Genomic DNA, 17645 nt, shown 5'->3' on the forward strand with positions numbered 1-17645 from the left:
CCGCCTGTTAAAAATTCTCTGATCAATTGGAAACCATTCAGGGCGTTTAAGTGCCCTGCCTGCTTAAACCACTAATCATTTACTCACCTTATTTGACCCAATCTTATGAAAAGAAATGTACCGATCTGGCTGCAATGCCTGATTAAGAGACTGAGCTTTTTTATGTTCTTCGTTATTTATGTTGCTCAAACAGCATCACTCGCCAGCTCACCCATTCACGAAAAAACTCCGGGAAGTGATGTTTTTCTTGATAGAAGTTTATCAGGGACAGTTACCGACGAAAAAAGCGAGCCTGTTCCCGGTGTCAGCGTTCTAATTTCAGGTTCTACAAAAGGTGTGACAACCGACACAGAAGGCAAGTACAAAATAGATATTCCCAACGAAAACGTCACGCTGATTTTCTCGTCGGTAGGGTTTCAGCGTCAGGAAGTGAAAATAGGAAACCGTTCCATCCTCAATATAACGCTCCTGGCCGACTCCAAGATGTTGGAAGAAATGGTGGTTGTAGGTTATGGAACACAGAAAAAGGTGAATTTGACAGGGTCGGTATCGTCAGTGGACGGAGCGGAACTGACCAAAAGGACGGCCACCAATACCCAGAATTTGCTGCAGGGTAAGGTATCCGGGCTTCAGGTAATTCAGAGCTCAGGGAAACCTGGTGATGATAATGCCTCCATGCGGATTCGCGGAATAGGCACGTTTTCCAGCGCAGGAAGCTCACCCTTGATTTTGGTTAATGGTGTGGTGGGCGATATGACCAACCTTGCTCCAAATGATATCGAATCGATCACAGTTTTGAAGGATGCCGCGTCGGCATCTATTTACGGAGCGCGTGCGGCAAACGGCGTTATTTTGGTGACGACAAAAAGAGGAACAGGCAAACAATTGTCTATTGAAGTAAACGCCTTTGTCGAGGCACAAAACCCGACCAACCTGCCCAAACTGTTAACTAACTCTGCTGATTATATGCAGTTTTGGAACGAAGCAAAAGTACGTGCGGGTCAGGTTCCATATTTTCAGCAGTCAGATATCGATGCATATAGAAATGCCACAGACCGCACCAAATACCCAAATTTCGACTGGATAGACCATTCTTTTCATACTGGTTGGGCTCAAAACTATAACGCGAGCGTAAGTGGAGGCAATGAAAATACAACTTTTAACCTCTCGCTGGGATATCTTGATCAGGGCGGCGTGGCGGGAAACTATGACTTTAAAAGATATAATGCTCTGCTGTCGGTAGACTCAAAGATTCGTGACTGGATTTCGATTGGAGGAACCATGCAGATGACTAAAAAGGATATTATCCAGTCGAGTTTCAATACGTCTGACGAGATTATGCTGGCCATATACGGATCCGGGCCAAACTATACCCCTACCATGACTTTGCCAGATGGCTCCACGGGTTATGTAGCGCGATACAGTCAGTCAATCGGCGAATGGACAGTTAGAAACCCGGAATCGATTGCCGCCAGCGGATTTTATGACCAGGATCGGTATAATATTAACTCACAGTTTTATACCAACATAAGACTGGCCAAAGGCCTAACGTGGATGACAAAACTGGCGGTTGGTTTGGACAATAATTTTAACAAATTAAGGGAGCACCCGGTAAACAATTACTATTTCCAGAATGGATCTTTTGCTCATAATAACGGAGTCTGGCATTTGGGGGTGAGTGATAGTCTCAGTACCAATCTGTTGACGACTCTTTATTCGACACTGAATTACTCGACAACTATCGGCAGTCATTATTTCAGTGCATTGGCTGGATACAATCAGGAATCCAATTTCTACCGGGTTTTGAATGGTGCCAAGCAATCTTTCCCGACGGACAACATCAATGAGCTGGCGGCCGGTGGTTCTACCGGGCAAACAACTTATGGAACTGCGAATGAATGGGCTATCCGATCATTTTTTGCAAGGGTGAATTACGATTTCAAGGGCAAGTACTTATTCGAAGCCAATGCACGTGTAGACGGCTCTTCAAGAATTGCCCCGCAAACTAGATGGGGCGTATTTCCTTCTGTTTCAGCAGGTTGGAGAATATCAGAAGAAGCCTTTCTAAAGGGAAGCAATGTGGTCAGCAATTTGAAACTGCGAGCTTCATATGGACAGCTTGGGAATCAGAATGTGGGGCTGTATCCTTATCAAAATATTCTTTCCGCGAACCCTGCGACAGCTTCGTATCCATTTACCAGCCTAAGTCCGGGGGTACAATTAAACCGGCTGGTTGATGAAAATCTGAAATGGGAGACAACCTCCATCGCCGATATTGGTATTGACCTCAATATAAAAGCAGGATTACTGACACTAACCGCTGACTGGTTCAATAAAGCAACGGACAACATTCTATATCAGGTCCCTGTTCCGCTGAGCGTGGGCCTCGACGCACCAACAGTAAATTATGGAAAAATGAAAAATACCGGTTTCGAGTTTGAAATCGGTCATGGGAAACGGTTTGGTGATTTCGGGTATAACGTGACAGCGAATTTTACGGCGGTTAAAAACGAGGTAGTGCGCGTGAATAATCCTACCTACGGTACATTTACTATTCAGGAAGGACTACCGTGGAACTCATTTTATTTGATTGAAATGGATGGGATTTTCCAGAACCAGGCTGAAATAGACGGCGCACCAAAACACCCTTTCAACCCAAAACCTGGAGATTTGAAATTCAAAGATGCCAATGGAGACGGCACGATTGACTCCAAAGACCGTGTGGTTGTGGACGGTGCATATGCCAAGTTCTATTATGGTGGCAGCATCAATCTCAATTGGAAGGGGTTTGATCTATCTGCATTTTTCCAGGGCGTTCAAGGGCAAAAATTCTATAACGGCGGCGGTTGGGGCGTAACTCCCTATACCCAGGGCTCTGCTCCCACCCTTGATTTTGTCAGGGACCGGTGGACAGGGGAAGGATCGACCAATTCTCAACCGGCGATGTATTTCAATGGATACCAGCCAGTTACCGGAACTGCCTCAACATTCATGCTCTACAACGCCTCATATGTTCGGTTAAAAAATGTAACGGTTGGTTTCAATTTCCCAACACCTGTTGCGCACAAAATTGGTCTCAAAGATTTGCGGCTATATGTATCGGGGGGCAACCTGATTACGATCACCAAATATCCGGGAGCGGATCCTGAAAGGATTTCCAATACAGGACGATTTAGTGCATATCCTCAGTTGAAAACCTTCGCATTGGGACTGAGAGTGAGAATTTAAAACAGAACATTTTACTAATCTGACTTTGCCGCCCAACGGTATTGTCAATTAATATATGACAACTATGAAAAAGATAAGCAAACATATAGCAGTTCTTGCGCTTGTGCTCCAACTCTCCGCATGTTCGGATTTTCTGGACAAAACCCCGCTTGATCAGGTATCCAGTGAAACCTTCTGGACCAATCAGGCGGAAGCCGACATGGCGCTGGCCGGTGTATATGCCCGTGTTTTGAGCTCTAGTTTCAACTATACACAGATGAAGATCGATGTGTTGGGCGGCGATGCATATACCTCCGACCAATCGTATCTGAACGTAGCGCAAGGCAATATTGAGTCTACTTCCGGCGGCCCGATCCCAAGTATCTACACCGATGCATATAGGGGGATCACGTCTACCAATTTCTTTCTGGAGAATATTGATCGCACGCCCATTTCAGAGGACTTAAAAACCCAGTATAAAGCCGAAGCGAGGTTTCTGAGAGCGCTGTTTTACTTTCAACTTTCGGAATATTACGGCGGTGTTCCAATTTATACTGAACTCGTAACAGCAGAAGAAGCAAAAATCCAACAAAGCACTAAAGATCAGGTAGTTAGCCAGGTTCTCAGCGACTTGGATTTTGCGATTGCCAACCTTCCCAACACGGTCTATACAGGTCATGCGGTAAAGGGTTCGGCGTTGGCATTGAAGGCGAAGGTTTTACTCCATAACCAAAAGTTTCAGGAAGCGGCCGAAGCGGCGAAACAGATTATGACAGACGCGAAATTCAGCCTTTTCAATAACTACAAAACGCTGTTCCTTACCTCCGGTCAGACCAACAATCCGGAAATTATGTTTTCGGCGCAATACCTCAATCCAGACCGCAATATTCCAAGTGGCCCTGACGTGGAGTATCTTTGGTGGGGTGTGATGAACCCTCGTCAGGAGTTTGTGGACGAATTTGAATGCACAGACGGGCTGTCGATCAGCAAATCGCCACTTTATGACCCGACGGATATGAAAAAGAATCGTGACCCGCGTCTGGCTATTACCGTAAAAACCTTTGCGGAACCTATGGTGAAATCAGACGGTACCAAGATCGCTAACACCTATAACGGTCCATCTCAAACCGGCTGGGAGCCACTGAAAGGCTGCAACGCCGACAATATGCCTGTGGATTATAGTGTCAAAAGTGATCAGGATTGGATTCTCCTGAGATATGCGGAAGTTCTGCTCATGTACGCGGAAGCTCAAAACGAGGTATCAGGTCCGGATGCGTCTGTATATAAGGCAATTAACGATGTACGGGCAAGACCAGGTGTCAATATGCCACCCATTCCAACAGGACTTTCAAAAGACGACATGCGTACCCGAATCATGCACGAAAGAAGAGTTGAATTCGGATTGGAAGGCAAAAGATATCTGGATATGAAGCGCTGGAAAACTATTGAAACTTACGTTCCGACGATTGTCGATGCGGGTGGAGTTAAGCGCAAATTCGATCCATCAAAGAACTACTTGTTCCCGTTCCCACAAAGTGAGATCGACGTAAATCCCCAGTTGAAGCAGAATGCAAATTATTAGCAGATAGATAGGAATAATGCTTAAAAACGAGGTGTTGCGAAAGAGCACCTCGTTTTTTTTGTTTCGCCTGCATCTTCTTTTTGGTATAAAAATCTTCTCCGACAGGCTTCATTTAATTTCCAAAACAACGCAAATCGGGATTTGGAATACTAAATTCAGATGGCAGTCACTCACTCCAACAACCTGCCGCCACGCTCAGTCATGCCGTTGCTAAAATCCGGCAAATACCTCCTCTACCAAAAATCTTCAGAATTGACTTTTAGGTTTGCTTCATTATTTTCCAAATTTCCGATGAAGCCCTTCTTATCGACGCTAATTCTGTTACTGATTGTCTGCGGAAAATCTTTCAGCCAAAGCAAATCTGGTTCAAAAATAACCGGTAAAATCGTGGACGCCGCCAGCAATGAGGCCATTGAATATGCATCTGTTGGTCTTACAGATCAGCAAACTAACAAGGTCGTGAACGGCGCGGTGACAGATTCGACGGGCTATTTTGAAATTGCAGGCGTATTGCCGGGGCTTTATACACTCAATATTGATTTTATAGGTTATGAGAAAAAAGCGATAGCTGATATCACGGTAAAAGGCGGAAAGCCGACGCCCCTCAATACCATCGCAATGGTGTCTTCGGTTAAAACGCTTTCTGAAGTAACTGTGTCCGGTCGTGCGGCCATTGTTGAAAATCAGATTGACAAAATCGTATACAATGCTGCAAACGATATTACTTCCCAGGCAGGAATGGCACTGGATGTTTTGAAAAAAGTGCCACAGGTTTCGGTTGATATAGAAGGTAACGTAGAGCTTCAGGGAAATCCCAATGTACGTTTTCTTATCAACGGCAAACCGTCCACCGTGTTTGGAAATAGCGTCACGGATGCGCTCGCATCCATTCCGGCCAGTCAGATCAAAAGTGTGGAAGCCATCACAAGTCCCGGGGCCAGATATGATGCGCAGGGAACCGGCGGAATTATCAATATCATACTGAAAGACAATCGTCTGCAAGGAATAAATGGCAGTATTAGCCTGACTGGCGGAACAAGATTACAGAATGGAGCGGTAAACCTGAATTTCAGAAAAAACAATTTTGGGCTGAACGCATTTTTGAGTGGAAACGAGCAGCTTAGCTCAAGAACGCCAAACTCACAGCGACGCATATCAACCAATGAAACCGACAATACTAAGACCCTTCTCTTACAAAACGGCTTTCAGGATTTTCGAAGAAGTGGCTACCGTTCAGGTATTGGTTTCGACTGGAGCCCAACTAAAAAAGACAATTTGATCGGTTCAGTTGGCTACACCAATTTCAACAGCCAAAGTAGCGGTATCGCCGATATAACCCAATCGCTTCTGAACTCGGATGAGGAACCAGTTACCACTTCGGACATTATCCGGAATTCAAGAAACAATGGAGGAATTAATGCTATTGATTTCAGCTTAAATTATATCAAAAAACTCAAAAAGGACGGTCAGGAGTTGAACTTGGTATACAGTTCCAGCTTCGGAAAACCCCGTAATAACTACAGCCAGTTGCAAAACTACAGTGGTGAGGAAATGCCATATGCAGGTACCTGGGGCAGCACGCCGGGAAACGACAATCAGACCAACATTTCAATCGACTATTCTCATCCGGTCAAAAAGGATTTTATCATTGAAACCGGGGTGAAAACCGTTTTACAGCACATCAATAGTATTGCGGATATCAAGGTTTTCAGTCCGGGGGGCAATGAATTCGTTTCGGACCCAACTCAATCCTATCAGCTGGATTACCATATGAACATCTATGCCGGATATCTTTCCACTACATTTTCCATATTTCATTTCCTGAATGTAAAAGCAGGAGCCCGTCTGGAACATACCTACGTGGCGATTGACTATCCAGATACGAATATTCCGGCTTACAATAACCCGGTGCCATCACTGATTCTCTCGCATAATTTCAAGGACGAACAGTCATTAAAACTGGCATACACCCGCCGTGTGGAGCGCGCCGAATATCGCGAAATCAATCCATTTATGAACCTGAGCGATCCTTACAATATTACAGCCGGCAACCCTTTGCTAAAGCCAGAGATCGGTAACAATTTTGAATTGGGTTATAACAAATCGTTCAAAAATGGCGGGAATATGTACATCGCGCTCATTGAACGCATCAACACGGATGATATTAAGCCATATACAACCTTTTATCCGAGCTATGTAATCGGAGACTCGACCTATCAGAACGTTTCTGTGACGCGGCGCCAGAATATTGGTGTTGAGTACAATTCCGGAATAAGTATGTCAGGTTCAATGCCAATCACTGATAAACTGAACTTTCGCGGAAATCTGATGGTCACTCAAAAAAGGGTGGTTAATAACCTGTTGCAGGGGAACGTGACGAACGGAACCAACTGGCGTTTCAACCTGAATGCCACTTACCAATTACCAAAAAATTTGATATTGGAAGGTTTTGGAAACTTCTCTTCTGCAATCAATACCATTCAGGGAAAGCGCCCTCAACAACTTACCTACAACTTCGCCTTTCGGAAGCAGTTTTACCACAAAAATGCGAGTATCGGATTGACAGCGACGAACCCCTTTACAAAATACATCAGCCAGGTTACGACGGTCACGACGGCCAACTATATATCTGCCAACAAAGTACTTGTGCCGTACCGATCCTTTGGAATCAGCCTGACCTACAAATTCGGAAAACTTGAGTTTAAGAAGACAAAAGACCAGGGAAATGACTTCCTGCACAGTGCTCCGGGTCCCGACAACTAACCCCATCAGTTTTCAGCTTTTCCACTTCAATTATGAGCAAGTTTTTGGTCCATTTAACGCTAATATGTCTGGTTGCCGGTTCAGTATTTGCTGAAAGAACGGATTCAACCTCCCTGGCCGCTCGATTTACAGCTCAGCAACTATATGCCCCGTCCTCGCTTATCCTTGTGGGATTAGCTGCCAACGGACCTTCCGAGGAATCGATAAAGAACGAAATTGCGGAAGACCGCAATAGGCATATTCCGCATTTTCGTACCCATATTGATGACTACCTTCAGTTCTCTCCCCTGGTTGTAGCATATGCCCTTGACCTGGCGGGGATGAAGTCGAAGACAGACATCGCCAACCGCTCCGTGATTCTTTTAAAAGGAGAATTGATGGCCATTGGGACAGTACATCTATTGAAGAACGTAACCCACACGCTTCGTCCTGACGGAAGCGGATATACCTCATTCCCGTCCGGACACACCACTCAGGCTTTTGCTGCTGCGACATTTTTGAATGAAGAATATAAAGACCGCTACCACTGGATGCCATATGCTTCTTACACAGTTGCGTCCTCCGTAGGGCTGCTGCGGGTGGCTAATAATAAACACTATATCAGTGATATATTGGTTGGCGCGGGCATCGGGATCCTATCCATGAAATTAGCGTATTGGACGCACCGTTATAAATGGGGAAAACCGGCTAATCGCCAGCCGGTATATTAATTTTGATTTTGATCCTGGATTTACCTGGTCACGACAATCTTCTGAATTTCAACTCTTCCGTCGAGATTTAACATTCTGACGGTGAAAAGCCCGGGAGTCAGTTGGGTTACGGGAACGCCTTCTCTGGATATGTAAGAAGAATTGTATACACGTTGACCTCGAACGTTGAATATGGCTATTTCCTTAAGCTGCTCGATAGTTTTGGGAGGGAAAAAGAATCTGTCGTGGACCGGATTCGGGTAAATACCAACACTCAAGGCCATATTGATTGTTGCACTTTTTGTTCCCGAATACGTGAAACTGCCGTCTTTGTCTACCATTTTTAACCTGTAGAAGCTTTGACCCGGTAGAGGGTTCTGATCCACGTACCTATAATTTGATCTTTCCAAACTTTCCGCAACAGCAGTGATACTGACAATTCGTGTCCAATTTTTTCCATCAAATCCTCTTTCGATTTCAAATCTATCACTATTTATTTCCGAAGTGGTTGCCCATGAAAGCTGTACTGCCCCTTCCTGTTTTTTAACTTCATATCTTTCGAGAACAACAGGCAATGGATCGGAACTTCGGAATTTTACCATCGGGTCTCCGAAGATTATTTCTGCTTCGAGATATGACTCTGACAGTCGAAAGCCATCGCTCACATTATAGCCCTTCGACATCAATGTAAAAGCTCCGTCCTCCCGGAAATATTGTTCGAGGGCACTTTCACCTGGTGAAGTAATCATAAACAAAAGATCAGAATATGCTCTGACATTCAATACATTACCTTTATCCAGATATTGTCCAGCGAAATAATCCCACCCTCTGAATACGCCCATGTTGCAAGATGAAAGGCTCACCAGTTGGCTATTGAGCTGTGGAAGATTGTTGATATCTTCCTTATAAATACCAAACGCCTGATATGAGGGACTTCCATGAAGATTTTCGGTTAATATCTCGTAAGAATTAGTGCCAAGTTTGTTCAGAAAATCTGCTTTCCACACGGGATCCTCGCCCGCATATTCCAGGTCTTTCGCTCTGCCAAAAGCAACGGTTTCCGCCTCCCAGCCATTTTCTTCAGCCAGATTCACTGCTCCCTGTTCACTGGCAAACCCATCGGTTATAAGCACCTTTTTGTCAAACGAAATCTCCTCATTACGGTACTTGCGCAGTTTTGTAAAGTAATTTACGATAGAAGCCACCCGTTTTTCGGTAGTATAGGCCAGGGACGGTACAACGGCCCCCATGGAAATCGCGGAATTCGTTTGCTGAAATACTATTTCTCTTTTCTCGACAGGATGCCGAAAGCAAAGATCCTGGTATCTGGGTGACTCAAATGAATCATTGGCAGGATTGTAGCCAAATGTGTCGTAGAGCGGGCGGGTATATTTTGTAAAGGAAAGGGTCGAGAAAGTATTGACAACATTGTCATTATTATCATACATCAGTGTCGTGAGCGTAAATGCCGCATTGTCGCCAATAAAAAACAGATAGCTCAGATTGTTATCCCGGTATTGATCTTTGATATACTGATATAGAGAAACTCTGGCCGAGTTGCTGAAAGCAACATAATATTTCTCCACAGATAGCAACGGATTTTCCTGCTGTACATCCTGGATATACTGATCTAATGACGCCTGAACAACCTCGTTATTCTGCCATTCGTCGTTTATCACCAACAGCATTTTTACAGGTTTGGAAGGCGGCGCGGCTGCTGTCTGAAAGTTAAGAAGCACAGGTTGCGCACCGGTACACGCATCGCTTTCAAGACCAAACACGCTCGCCTGTAAAGTATATGGTGTACCCGGCATAAGCCCACTGATCACATAATCAATATATCGTTCCGTCTTATTAATCGCTTTTGGTGAAAGCCAAACGTCGGCAACAGATTGCGTCATACAAGGTTCTACACAAGGTCGCCTTACCGTGAACACAACGTTTGAAACCGCCTCGATATCAACCGATGCGCCAAAAACGAGATGAATATTTACATTACTTTCTGGTCGTGAGGCGTTGGGAGAAATGCTAATCTGAATATCATGCGCCGCCATTTTCGCCGATTTCTGACTTTTGGGAATTGGGATGGAGATTAGTCGGTGCGTAATAGAATCTTCAACTATGCGAAATCTATTTTGTCCCAGACAACAAAAACTGCATATTGATGCAAAAACGAAGAGAGACGTGAGGTAAAGCCTGGCAATCATATTCAAACCGGCTAATCAGTGTTTTCAACGATTTAAAAATATGAGACACCAAGTTTGTTAAAACAGTTGGATTTTAATATAATTTTTTGAATTATACGAAAGTTTGGTTGGATATTACCAGTGTTGGTTAATGAACGAAACCACTACCTCATCACCCTGTTAAAACTTTTCTCCAGATACTGATAAGAGTAATGCGACACAAACAGTGTCAAAGCCATCACTAAGCAAAAGGTAAATAAACCATCGCCATATTCTTCGAGTGAGAATTTGAAGAGCGAAAATTTTACGAGAGACAGAACCGGCAAATGCCACAGATATAAGGAAAAGGAAATATCACCAAGATATATTAGCCAGGATGCGTACGACGGTGAATGAACTTTGTCGTAAAATATCAAAACCAGTACAAAAAAAGCCATTTCCAATCCCCATTCAAACGGGCCGTGTCCCACCGAAAAGTTTAACAGATAGATTAATATTAAACCGCTAACCGATAGTAGACTAAGCAATTTCATACCAAAGATTCTTTCAAAAAACCGACTAACAGGAGCATTCACATAACAAAGGCCGATAAGCACGCCAAACACGAAATTCCAGATGATCGGGTTCGTCATCATATGCAGATAAATAAATTTGTAACTACCCAATGCCTCGTCATTAAAGGTAAAGGAATGAGTGACTAATGGAATTAAAATGAGTGTAACAGATATTAACAAGAAGAAAACAATCCAGCGAATCGACTTGGTCAATAGTGATATAGCCAGCAACAAATAAAAGTAAATCTCATAGTTCAGGCTCCAGCCAACAGACAGAAAAGGATACCCGTAAAAAGGCGGTTTTTCTATTGCAAGTGGCATAAACGCCAGACTTCTTGCCACTTCGCTCCATAGGTGCGCGGGAATAGCATATCGATAATTGATTACTAGATAAGTGAATGTAGCGATTGTATATAGTGGCCAAATCCGAAGAAATCTTTTAAGCAAAAATAGCCCCGCAGATTTCAAACCTCCGGAAGAACGGTAAGTCACAAAAACCATGATAAAGCCACTCAGCACAAAAAAGAGATCAACTCCGGCAGGACCGGAACCAAAGAGAAAATCGAGTGGCCGACGTGCTGGATGAGTTTCCGGTAAAACTCCTTTGATATGAAAAACGATCACCATCATCGCCGCCACGCCACGAAGCACCTGGATCAGATCCAGCTTCTTTTTCGGTTTACCGGTTACAATGTGTACTGACTGCTCTTTCAATAACATATTCTACTGATTATTAGCAAATTATATATCCATTGTTAAACATATCAGTTTCCATCCATTAATTCCTGAAACATATCCAAATACAGCCCGACATGCCAGCCGTCCATCAGCGCGTGGTGGACATGAATTGACACCGGCATTTTCATAGAACCTGCTTCTATTGTCATTTTGCCGAAAGAAATTTTCGGAACGCTGTCTTTGAATTTAAAGCTCCGTGCGTGGGATATTGAAGTAAATTTAACCCAGGGTAACGACGAATAATGAATAACATTTTCACCCGAAAGGCTCGGAAACAGGTCATTTCTGTTTCTTACACTCTCAATTTCCTTTTGCGCATTAATGCTAAATACCTCAAAATCTTCATCATAATCCATATATCCGAATCCGAATGTCCCGTCCATTCGGTTGATCGTCGGCGAGGCATTTACCTGATCATATACCACAACCGACTCTTCATCAATTCGATAACGAAAAGGTTCAATACGATTCGCCGCCATCAGCGATCTGTGCAGATAGTATAGAAAAAATGAGCTCGAAGTTGCTTTACAATATTCATATGCATGCGCGCAATCCACCTCGGCAGTGATTCCGAAAAACGGTTCTTCAAATTGACGAAAAAAATCAAAATGCGGTTTTCTGGGCCAATTATCCAGATCTAGTAATTTTTTCATTTTAAAAGTAGTGGTAGCAAATCGGAAGCCTTTTCGCAGGTATGGAAGTTTTCGTGTTGCACATTGTGCTCTACATGTTCGTGCGCCCAGGTAGTGTGAAAAGGTATATGGATTGCATGACCACCCAGTTCCAAAACCGGTAAAACGTCAGATTTAAGCGAGTTTCCGATCATTAAAAATTGGTCTGGCTGAATATCAAGATGTTTGAGCAATTTCTGATAATCCCTGCCCTTTTTGTCGCTCATCACTTCGATATGATGGAAGTAATGATCCAACCCTGAGTTCTGGAGTTTCCTTTCCTGATCCAGCAAATCGCCTTTCGTGGCGACGACAAGTTTATATTGAGAAGAAAGCTTGAAAAGCACCTCGTGTATATCGTCAAGCAACTCAATCGGTTTCGCCAACAGCTCCTTTCCAAAAGTGAGTGCTTTCTCAATCACCTTAACACTTACTGTATTATCACTTACTCTCAATGCCGTTTCTATCATACTGAGCATAAAGCCTTTAATGCCATATCCGTACAGTGATAGATTTTCAATCTCTGTTTTAAACAACTCTTGAGAAATGGTATGATGGGGCATATAGTCCTCCAAAAGCCAGCAGAATTTCTCTTCTGTTTCTCGAAAATATGGTTCATTTACCCACAAAGTATCATCGGCATCAAAGGCAATAACTTTTATATCTTTCATGAAAAATGAAAATTAAATCAAACACAAGTAAATCCCGAATTTCTTCAAATGTAAGAATTGGGCAGATTTTATAAGCAGTTTTTTGTTCAATATCATTCCGAAAGAAACAAAATGACCAGGCGAGGTTTGGTTTTTTTTGGCCATATTTGTCCCCCTGAAAACCGAAGCAGATGAAAAGGAGATGGCTACAGTGAGTGATTATCAAAAGGAGGTGCACAAGGAATTCGTCGAAGAGTCACGCAATTAGCGATATAAAATCTCCGTGGAACTCCGCGCCATTTAAACTCTCATAACTCTGCGTTTAACAATATTGCTTATTGGCTAAAACAGCTTAATTGACAAACAAAAATGAAAGTGTGCATTGCCGAAAAGCCAAGTGTTGCGAAGGATATTGCGGAAGTGATTGGTGCCAAACAGCGTCGCGACGGCTTTTATGAGGGGAACGGATATCAGGTCACCTGGACTTTCGGGCATTTCTGTACGCTTAAAGAACCCCACGATTATACAGAAAGATGGAAGTCATGGCGACTTGAAGAGCTTCCGATGATACCGTCCAGCTTTGGTATAAAACTAATTGACAATGCCGGTGTTGCGAAGCAATTTGCCATTATCGAATCGTTGGTGAAGGATTGTGAAGAAGTGATCAACTGCGGGGATGCGGGGCAAGAGGGTGAACTGATTCAAAGATGGGTCTTATTAAAAGCCAAATGCACAGCCCCGGTGAAACGTCTCTGGATATCATCTCTTACAGAAAGTGCAATTCGGGAAGGCTTTGAGAAACTCCGTGAAAGTTCTCAGTATGATAACCTGTACGCTGCCGGCAGCGCGCGTGCCATAGGCGACTGGCTACTGGGGATGAATGCTACGAGATTGTATACAAAAAAATATGGTCAGGGAAAGGTCGTTTTATCGATCGGGCGCGTGCAGACCCCTACCCTGGCGATGATTGCGCAGCGACAAAAGGAAATCAACGCTTTTGTTTCCGAAGAATATTGGGAGTTAAAAACGATATACCGTGACACGGAATTCACTGCTACCATCGATCGACTCAAAAAGCTGGACAAAGCTGAAAAGGGCCTTGCCTATCTAATAGACAAACCTTTCGTGGTTACGTCATTTGAGAAAAAAGAGGGAAAAGAAGGAAATCCAAAGCTTTTCGATTTGACTTCTTTACAGGTGGAAGCCAATAAAAAATATGGGTACTCGGCCGAGGACACACTTAAATTCGTGCAAAGCCTATACGAAAAGAAATTTGTAACATACCCCAGAGTCGATACCACCTATTTGTCGGAGGACTTGCACCCTAAAATTGAGGGGATCATGAAAGATCTGACGCCATACCAGCAATATACGAAGGTTGTACTGGCCAATCCGATCCCAAAACTCAAAAGCGTTTTTGATGATAAAAAAGTCACAGATCACCACGCAATTATCCCGACCGGAGTAATCCCTTCTGGCGTGATCGTGGATGAAAAACGCATATTCGATATGATAGTGCGCCGTTTCCTTGCTGCCTTCTTCCCTGAATGTAAGGTTTCAAATACAACCGTTTTAGGAAAAGTTGGTGATGTGGAGTTTAAGGCGACCGGAAAGCAAATTCTGGAACCCGGTTGGCGCGAGGTATATGCCAATGAAGAAAAGGCCAAAAAGGAGACTGCGGATGAAGAAAAAGTGATGCCGAATTTCGAAGAAGGAGAAAGCGGACCGCATGAGCCACGAATCCATCATGGAAAAACTTCGCCTCCTAAGCCCTTCACCGAAGCCACATTGCTGCGCTCCATGGAAACCGCGGGGAAGCAGGTGGACGACGAAGAAGTGCGCGAGCTAATGAAAGACAATGGCATTGGTCGCCCGTCGACCCGGGCCAATATCATTGAAACACTTTTTAAAAGGAAGTATATCGAGAAAAAGAAAAAGAACCTTTTTGCCACTCAAACGGGGATGGATCTGATCGATTCGATTCAGGTGGAATTGCTGAAAAGCGCTGAACTGACCGGGATGTGGGAACGCAAGCTTCGACTGATCGAAAAAGGGGAATATGCGATGGACACTTTCAAACAGGAGCTTATTGAAATGGTCGTTAACCTGACGAATGAGGTGAAACGCTCCAGTGGAAGAGCAATTACGATTGTCGAAGAAGCGCTGGAACCTGTTGAAGAAGCAAAACCAAAGAGAGAGCCAAAGCCGAAAATCGCCAAACCCGAGGTGGTCCTCGAAGAATTGTTTTGCCCGAAATGTAAAACAAACCTGCTAAAAAAAGGAAAAACCGCATACGGCTGTTCCAATTTTCAGGCGTGCGGATTCAAAATTCCTTTTGAAATACTCAATAAAACCCTTTCTGAAAAGCAGATATATGATTTACTGAGCAAAGGAAAAACCACCAAAATAAAAGGACTGGTTGTTGCGGGACAAGGTGAGCCGTTCGACGGAAAGTTTGTGATGAATGGTGATTTTAATATTACGATTGAAAGATAAGAAAAAAGGGAGGAAAGGAGGATGGAGGAAAGAAAAACCTGAGCTATACCAACGTAACCAGCTGAATATTAATCGTTTACATATTTTTCAGAAAATCAGTTTTTGTTTTTTCTAAGAATTACATATTAAGGTCATTTAAACACCAATAATGCCATCCCTTCGGGATTGGTTGCCAGCAATCATCTTTTTCTTCCTATAATCATTTCATCCCTTCGGGATTGGTTGCCTCCAATCATCTTCTCGTTCCTATAATCTTTCCATCCCTTCGGGATTGGTTTGACATCAATCATCTCCTCGTTTCTATAATCATTTCATCCCTTCGGGATTGGTTGCCACCAATCATCGTTTCCTTCCTATAATCATTTTATCCCTTCGGGATTGGTTTGACATCAATCATATCCTCGTTTCTATAATCATCCCTTCGGGATTGGTTGTCACCAATCATCGTTTCCTTCCTATAATCATTTTATCCCTTCGGGATTGGTTTGACATCAATCATATCCTCGTTTCTATAATCATCCCTTCGGGATTGGTTGTCACCAATCATCGTTTCCTTCCTATAATCATTTCATCCCTTCGGGATTGGTTTGACATCAATCATCTTTTCCCTATAATCATTTCATCCCTTCGGGATTTTGTAAACTAGCATTGAAGATGACCATCAGCCATTTACCTCGTAACAAAAGCCTGAAAGGCTGACATGATTATAGAACAAATCATTGATAGTCACAAAACCCTGAAGGGGTGATATTGCGGCACCATAATTAGCAATATTGTTGCGCACCAATGATTTGTTTTAATAACATTTGAACTCACTAGGCCAGGAAAGGAGGCACGTCTGGGTTACTCCATTTTTAACTCTGACCAATCACCAATTTCTTAGCATTTTTTTGAGCGATCAAAGCTAGTTCAGTTGCCAAAAAGCAGTGCTCTTGCGACATCGCGGTTTCGGTGCGATTCAATACATCATCTACCAGATCGCGACCGTATGTTAATTCTACGCCCGTCGTATCAATATATTTTGTTTCTTTTTGGTTAACCAAAAACAGGTGATTCCCTCCTTCTTTACCTCCAATATCAACATTCTTTCTGATTTCGATATATCCTTCGGTCCCTAAAATCGTCAATCGACCATCGCCCCAGGTATTTAACCCGTCAGGCGTAAACCAGTCGACGCGGATATATCCAGCTCCCCCGTTTCCTTTTAACATGGTATCACCAAAGTCTTCAAAAAGAGGATATTGCGGGTGGTTTACATTCCCAACCTGAGAGGAAAGAATTTCAGCTTTTGTACTCCCGGTGAAAAACAAGAACTGGTCAAACTGGTGAGAAGCGATATCGCATATAATCCCTCCAAAACGCTTTTTGTCAAAAAACCAGTCTGGTCGGGTGGGCGTGCTCATACGATGTGGTCCAAGACCGATCGTTTGAATCACTTTGCCAATCGCACCTGCTTTTACCAATTCTCCTGCCTTTACAGTCGCGCGATTTTCGAGGCGCTCACTGTACATAATGGAGTAAATGCGCTTCGTTTCCTTTTGCACTTTCCTTACTTGCGCTAGCTGCTCCAAAGTCGTAATTCCCGGTTTATCAGACATATAGTCTTTTCCACTTTTCATTACACGGATACCCAAAGGAGCACGTTCGTCCGGAATAATAGAGCTCAAAACCAATTGTATCGATTTGTCATTCAGGATTTCATCTTCGCTCTTTGCCTGTTTGACCTCGCTATATTTTTTTGCAAACGCCGCAGCCAAATCAGGCTCTTTCGCATAAAAAGCGACCAACTCCCCTCCTCCTCTTTTGACAGCTTCAACCTGTCCGTAGATATGACCATGGTTAATACCGATTACCGCAAATTTGATCCTCGGAGCAAGATTTTGTTGTGCGGTGGATGGCAAAATTGCCGAAGCACTTTTTGTTACGGCCGACGCCAAGTCCGGCAGGGCGATTAAACCAGCAGCTGTTCCCAATGATGATTTGATAAAATTGCGACGATTCTCTTCTATTTCATTCATTATATATCTGATTTTATTGTCATGCACTGTTTTTTAAACGTAGAGTTACGAAGCGTTGAACGCAGGGGATGCGGAGGTTTATCTTCCGATT

Annotated in this window: 10 protein-coding genes; 5 read left to right on the forward strand and 5 right to left on the reverse strand. The window is 43.5% G+C overall.

Translation table 11 applies throughout. From position 1 onward, the window contains the following. The first annotated feature begins 105 nt into the window (after window positions 1-105). The 4 genes from AC1XUD_RS23700 to AC1XUD_RS23715 all read left to right on the forward strand — a co-directional run bounded on the left by AC1XUD_RS23700 (window position 106) and on the right by AC1XUD_RS23715 (window position 8262). A complete protein-coding gene (locus AC1XUD_RS23700; protein ID WP_483363517.1) occupies window positions 106-3228 on the forward strand; it encodes a SusC/RagA family TonB-linked outer membrane protein in 3123 nt (1040 codons plus the stop codon). Between the two features lie 64 nt (window positions 3229-3292). Further along, complete coding sequence (locus AC1XUD_RS23705) at window positions 3293-4789, forward strand: RagB/SusD family nutrient uptake outer membrane protein (protein ID WP_483363518.1); 1497 nt, start codon at window positions 3293-3295, stop codon at window positions 4787-4789. Between the two features lie 291 nt (window positions 4790-5080). Continuing rightward, window positions 5081-7552 (forward strand): TonB-dependent receptor domain-containing protein, encoded by a 2472-nt coding sequence (locus tag AC1XUD_RS23710; protein ID WP_483363519.1) that lies wholly within the window; start codon window positions 5081-5083, stop codon window positions 7550-7552. A gap of 32 nt (window positions 7553-7584) precedes the next feature. Next, window positions 7585-8262, forward strand: coding sequence for a phosphatase PAP2 family protein (locus tag AC1XUD_RS23715; RefSeq protein ID WP_483363520.1), 678 nt, complete (start codon window positions 7585-7587; stop codon window positions 8260-8262). Between the two features lie 20 nt (window positions 8263-8282). On the opposite strand, the gene AC1XUD_RS23720 is transcribed toward AC1XUD_RS23715, so the two are convergent. The 4 genes from AC1XUD_RS23720 to AC1XUD_RS23735 form a co-directional block, all read right to left on the reverse strand. Further along, window positions 8283-10295: a T9SS type A sorting domain-containing protein gene (locus AC1XUD_RS23720; protein ID WP_483363521.1), complete on the reverse strand. Its 2013-nt coding sequence runs from the start codon at window positions 10293-10295 to the stop codon at window positions 8283-8285. A 296-nt stretch (window positions 10296-10591) separates the two neighbouring features. Continuing rightward, window positions 10592-11701, reverse strand: coding sequence for an acyltransferase family protein (locus AC1XUD_RS23725; protein WP_483363522.1), 1110 nt, complete (start codon window positions 11699-11701; stop codon window positions 10592-10594). 44 nt (window positions 11702-11745) lie between these two features. Continuing rightward, window positions 11746-12372, reverse strand: coding sequence for a CatA-like O-acetyltransferase (locus tag AC1XUD_RS23730; protein ID WP_483363523.1), 627 nt, complete (start codon window positions 12370-12372; stop codon window positions 11746-11748). Beyond that, on the reverse strand, window positions 12369-13061 hold the full coding sequence (locus AC1XUD_RS23735; protein WP_483363524.1) for an HAD family hydrolase: 693 nt from the start codon (window positions 13059-13061) through the stop codon (window positions 12369-12371). The genes AC1XUD_RS23730 and AC1XUD_RS23735 overlap by 4 nt, the downstream gene beginning before the upstream one ends. A 348-nt stretch (window positions 13062-13409) precedes the next feature. Here AC1XUD_RS23735 and AC1XUD_RS23740 point away from each other — a divergent pair, with 348 nt between their 5' ends. Continuing rightward, a complete protein-coding gene (locus tag AC1XUD_RS23740; protein WP_483363525.1) occupies window positions 13410-15536 on the forward strand; it encodes a type IA DNA topoisomerase in 2127 nt (708 codons plus the stop codon). 854 nt (window positions 15537-16390) lie between these two features. Here the strand turns inward: AC1XUD_RS23740 and AC1XUD_RS23745 are convergent. Continuing rightward, window positions 16391-17554, reverse strand: a complete 1164-nt coding sequence (locus tag AC1XUD_RS23745) for a Gfo/Idh/MocA family protein (RefSeq protein WP_483363526.1) — start codon at window positions 17552-17554, stop codon at window positions 16391-16393. Window positions 17555-17645 lie beyond the last annotated feature (91 nt).

The organism is Dyadobacter sp. HNCC25DJ184, assembly GCF_056895215.1.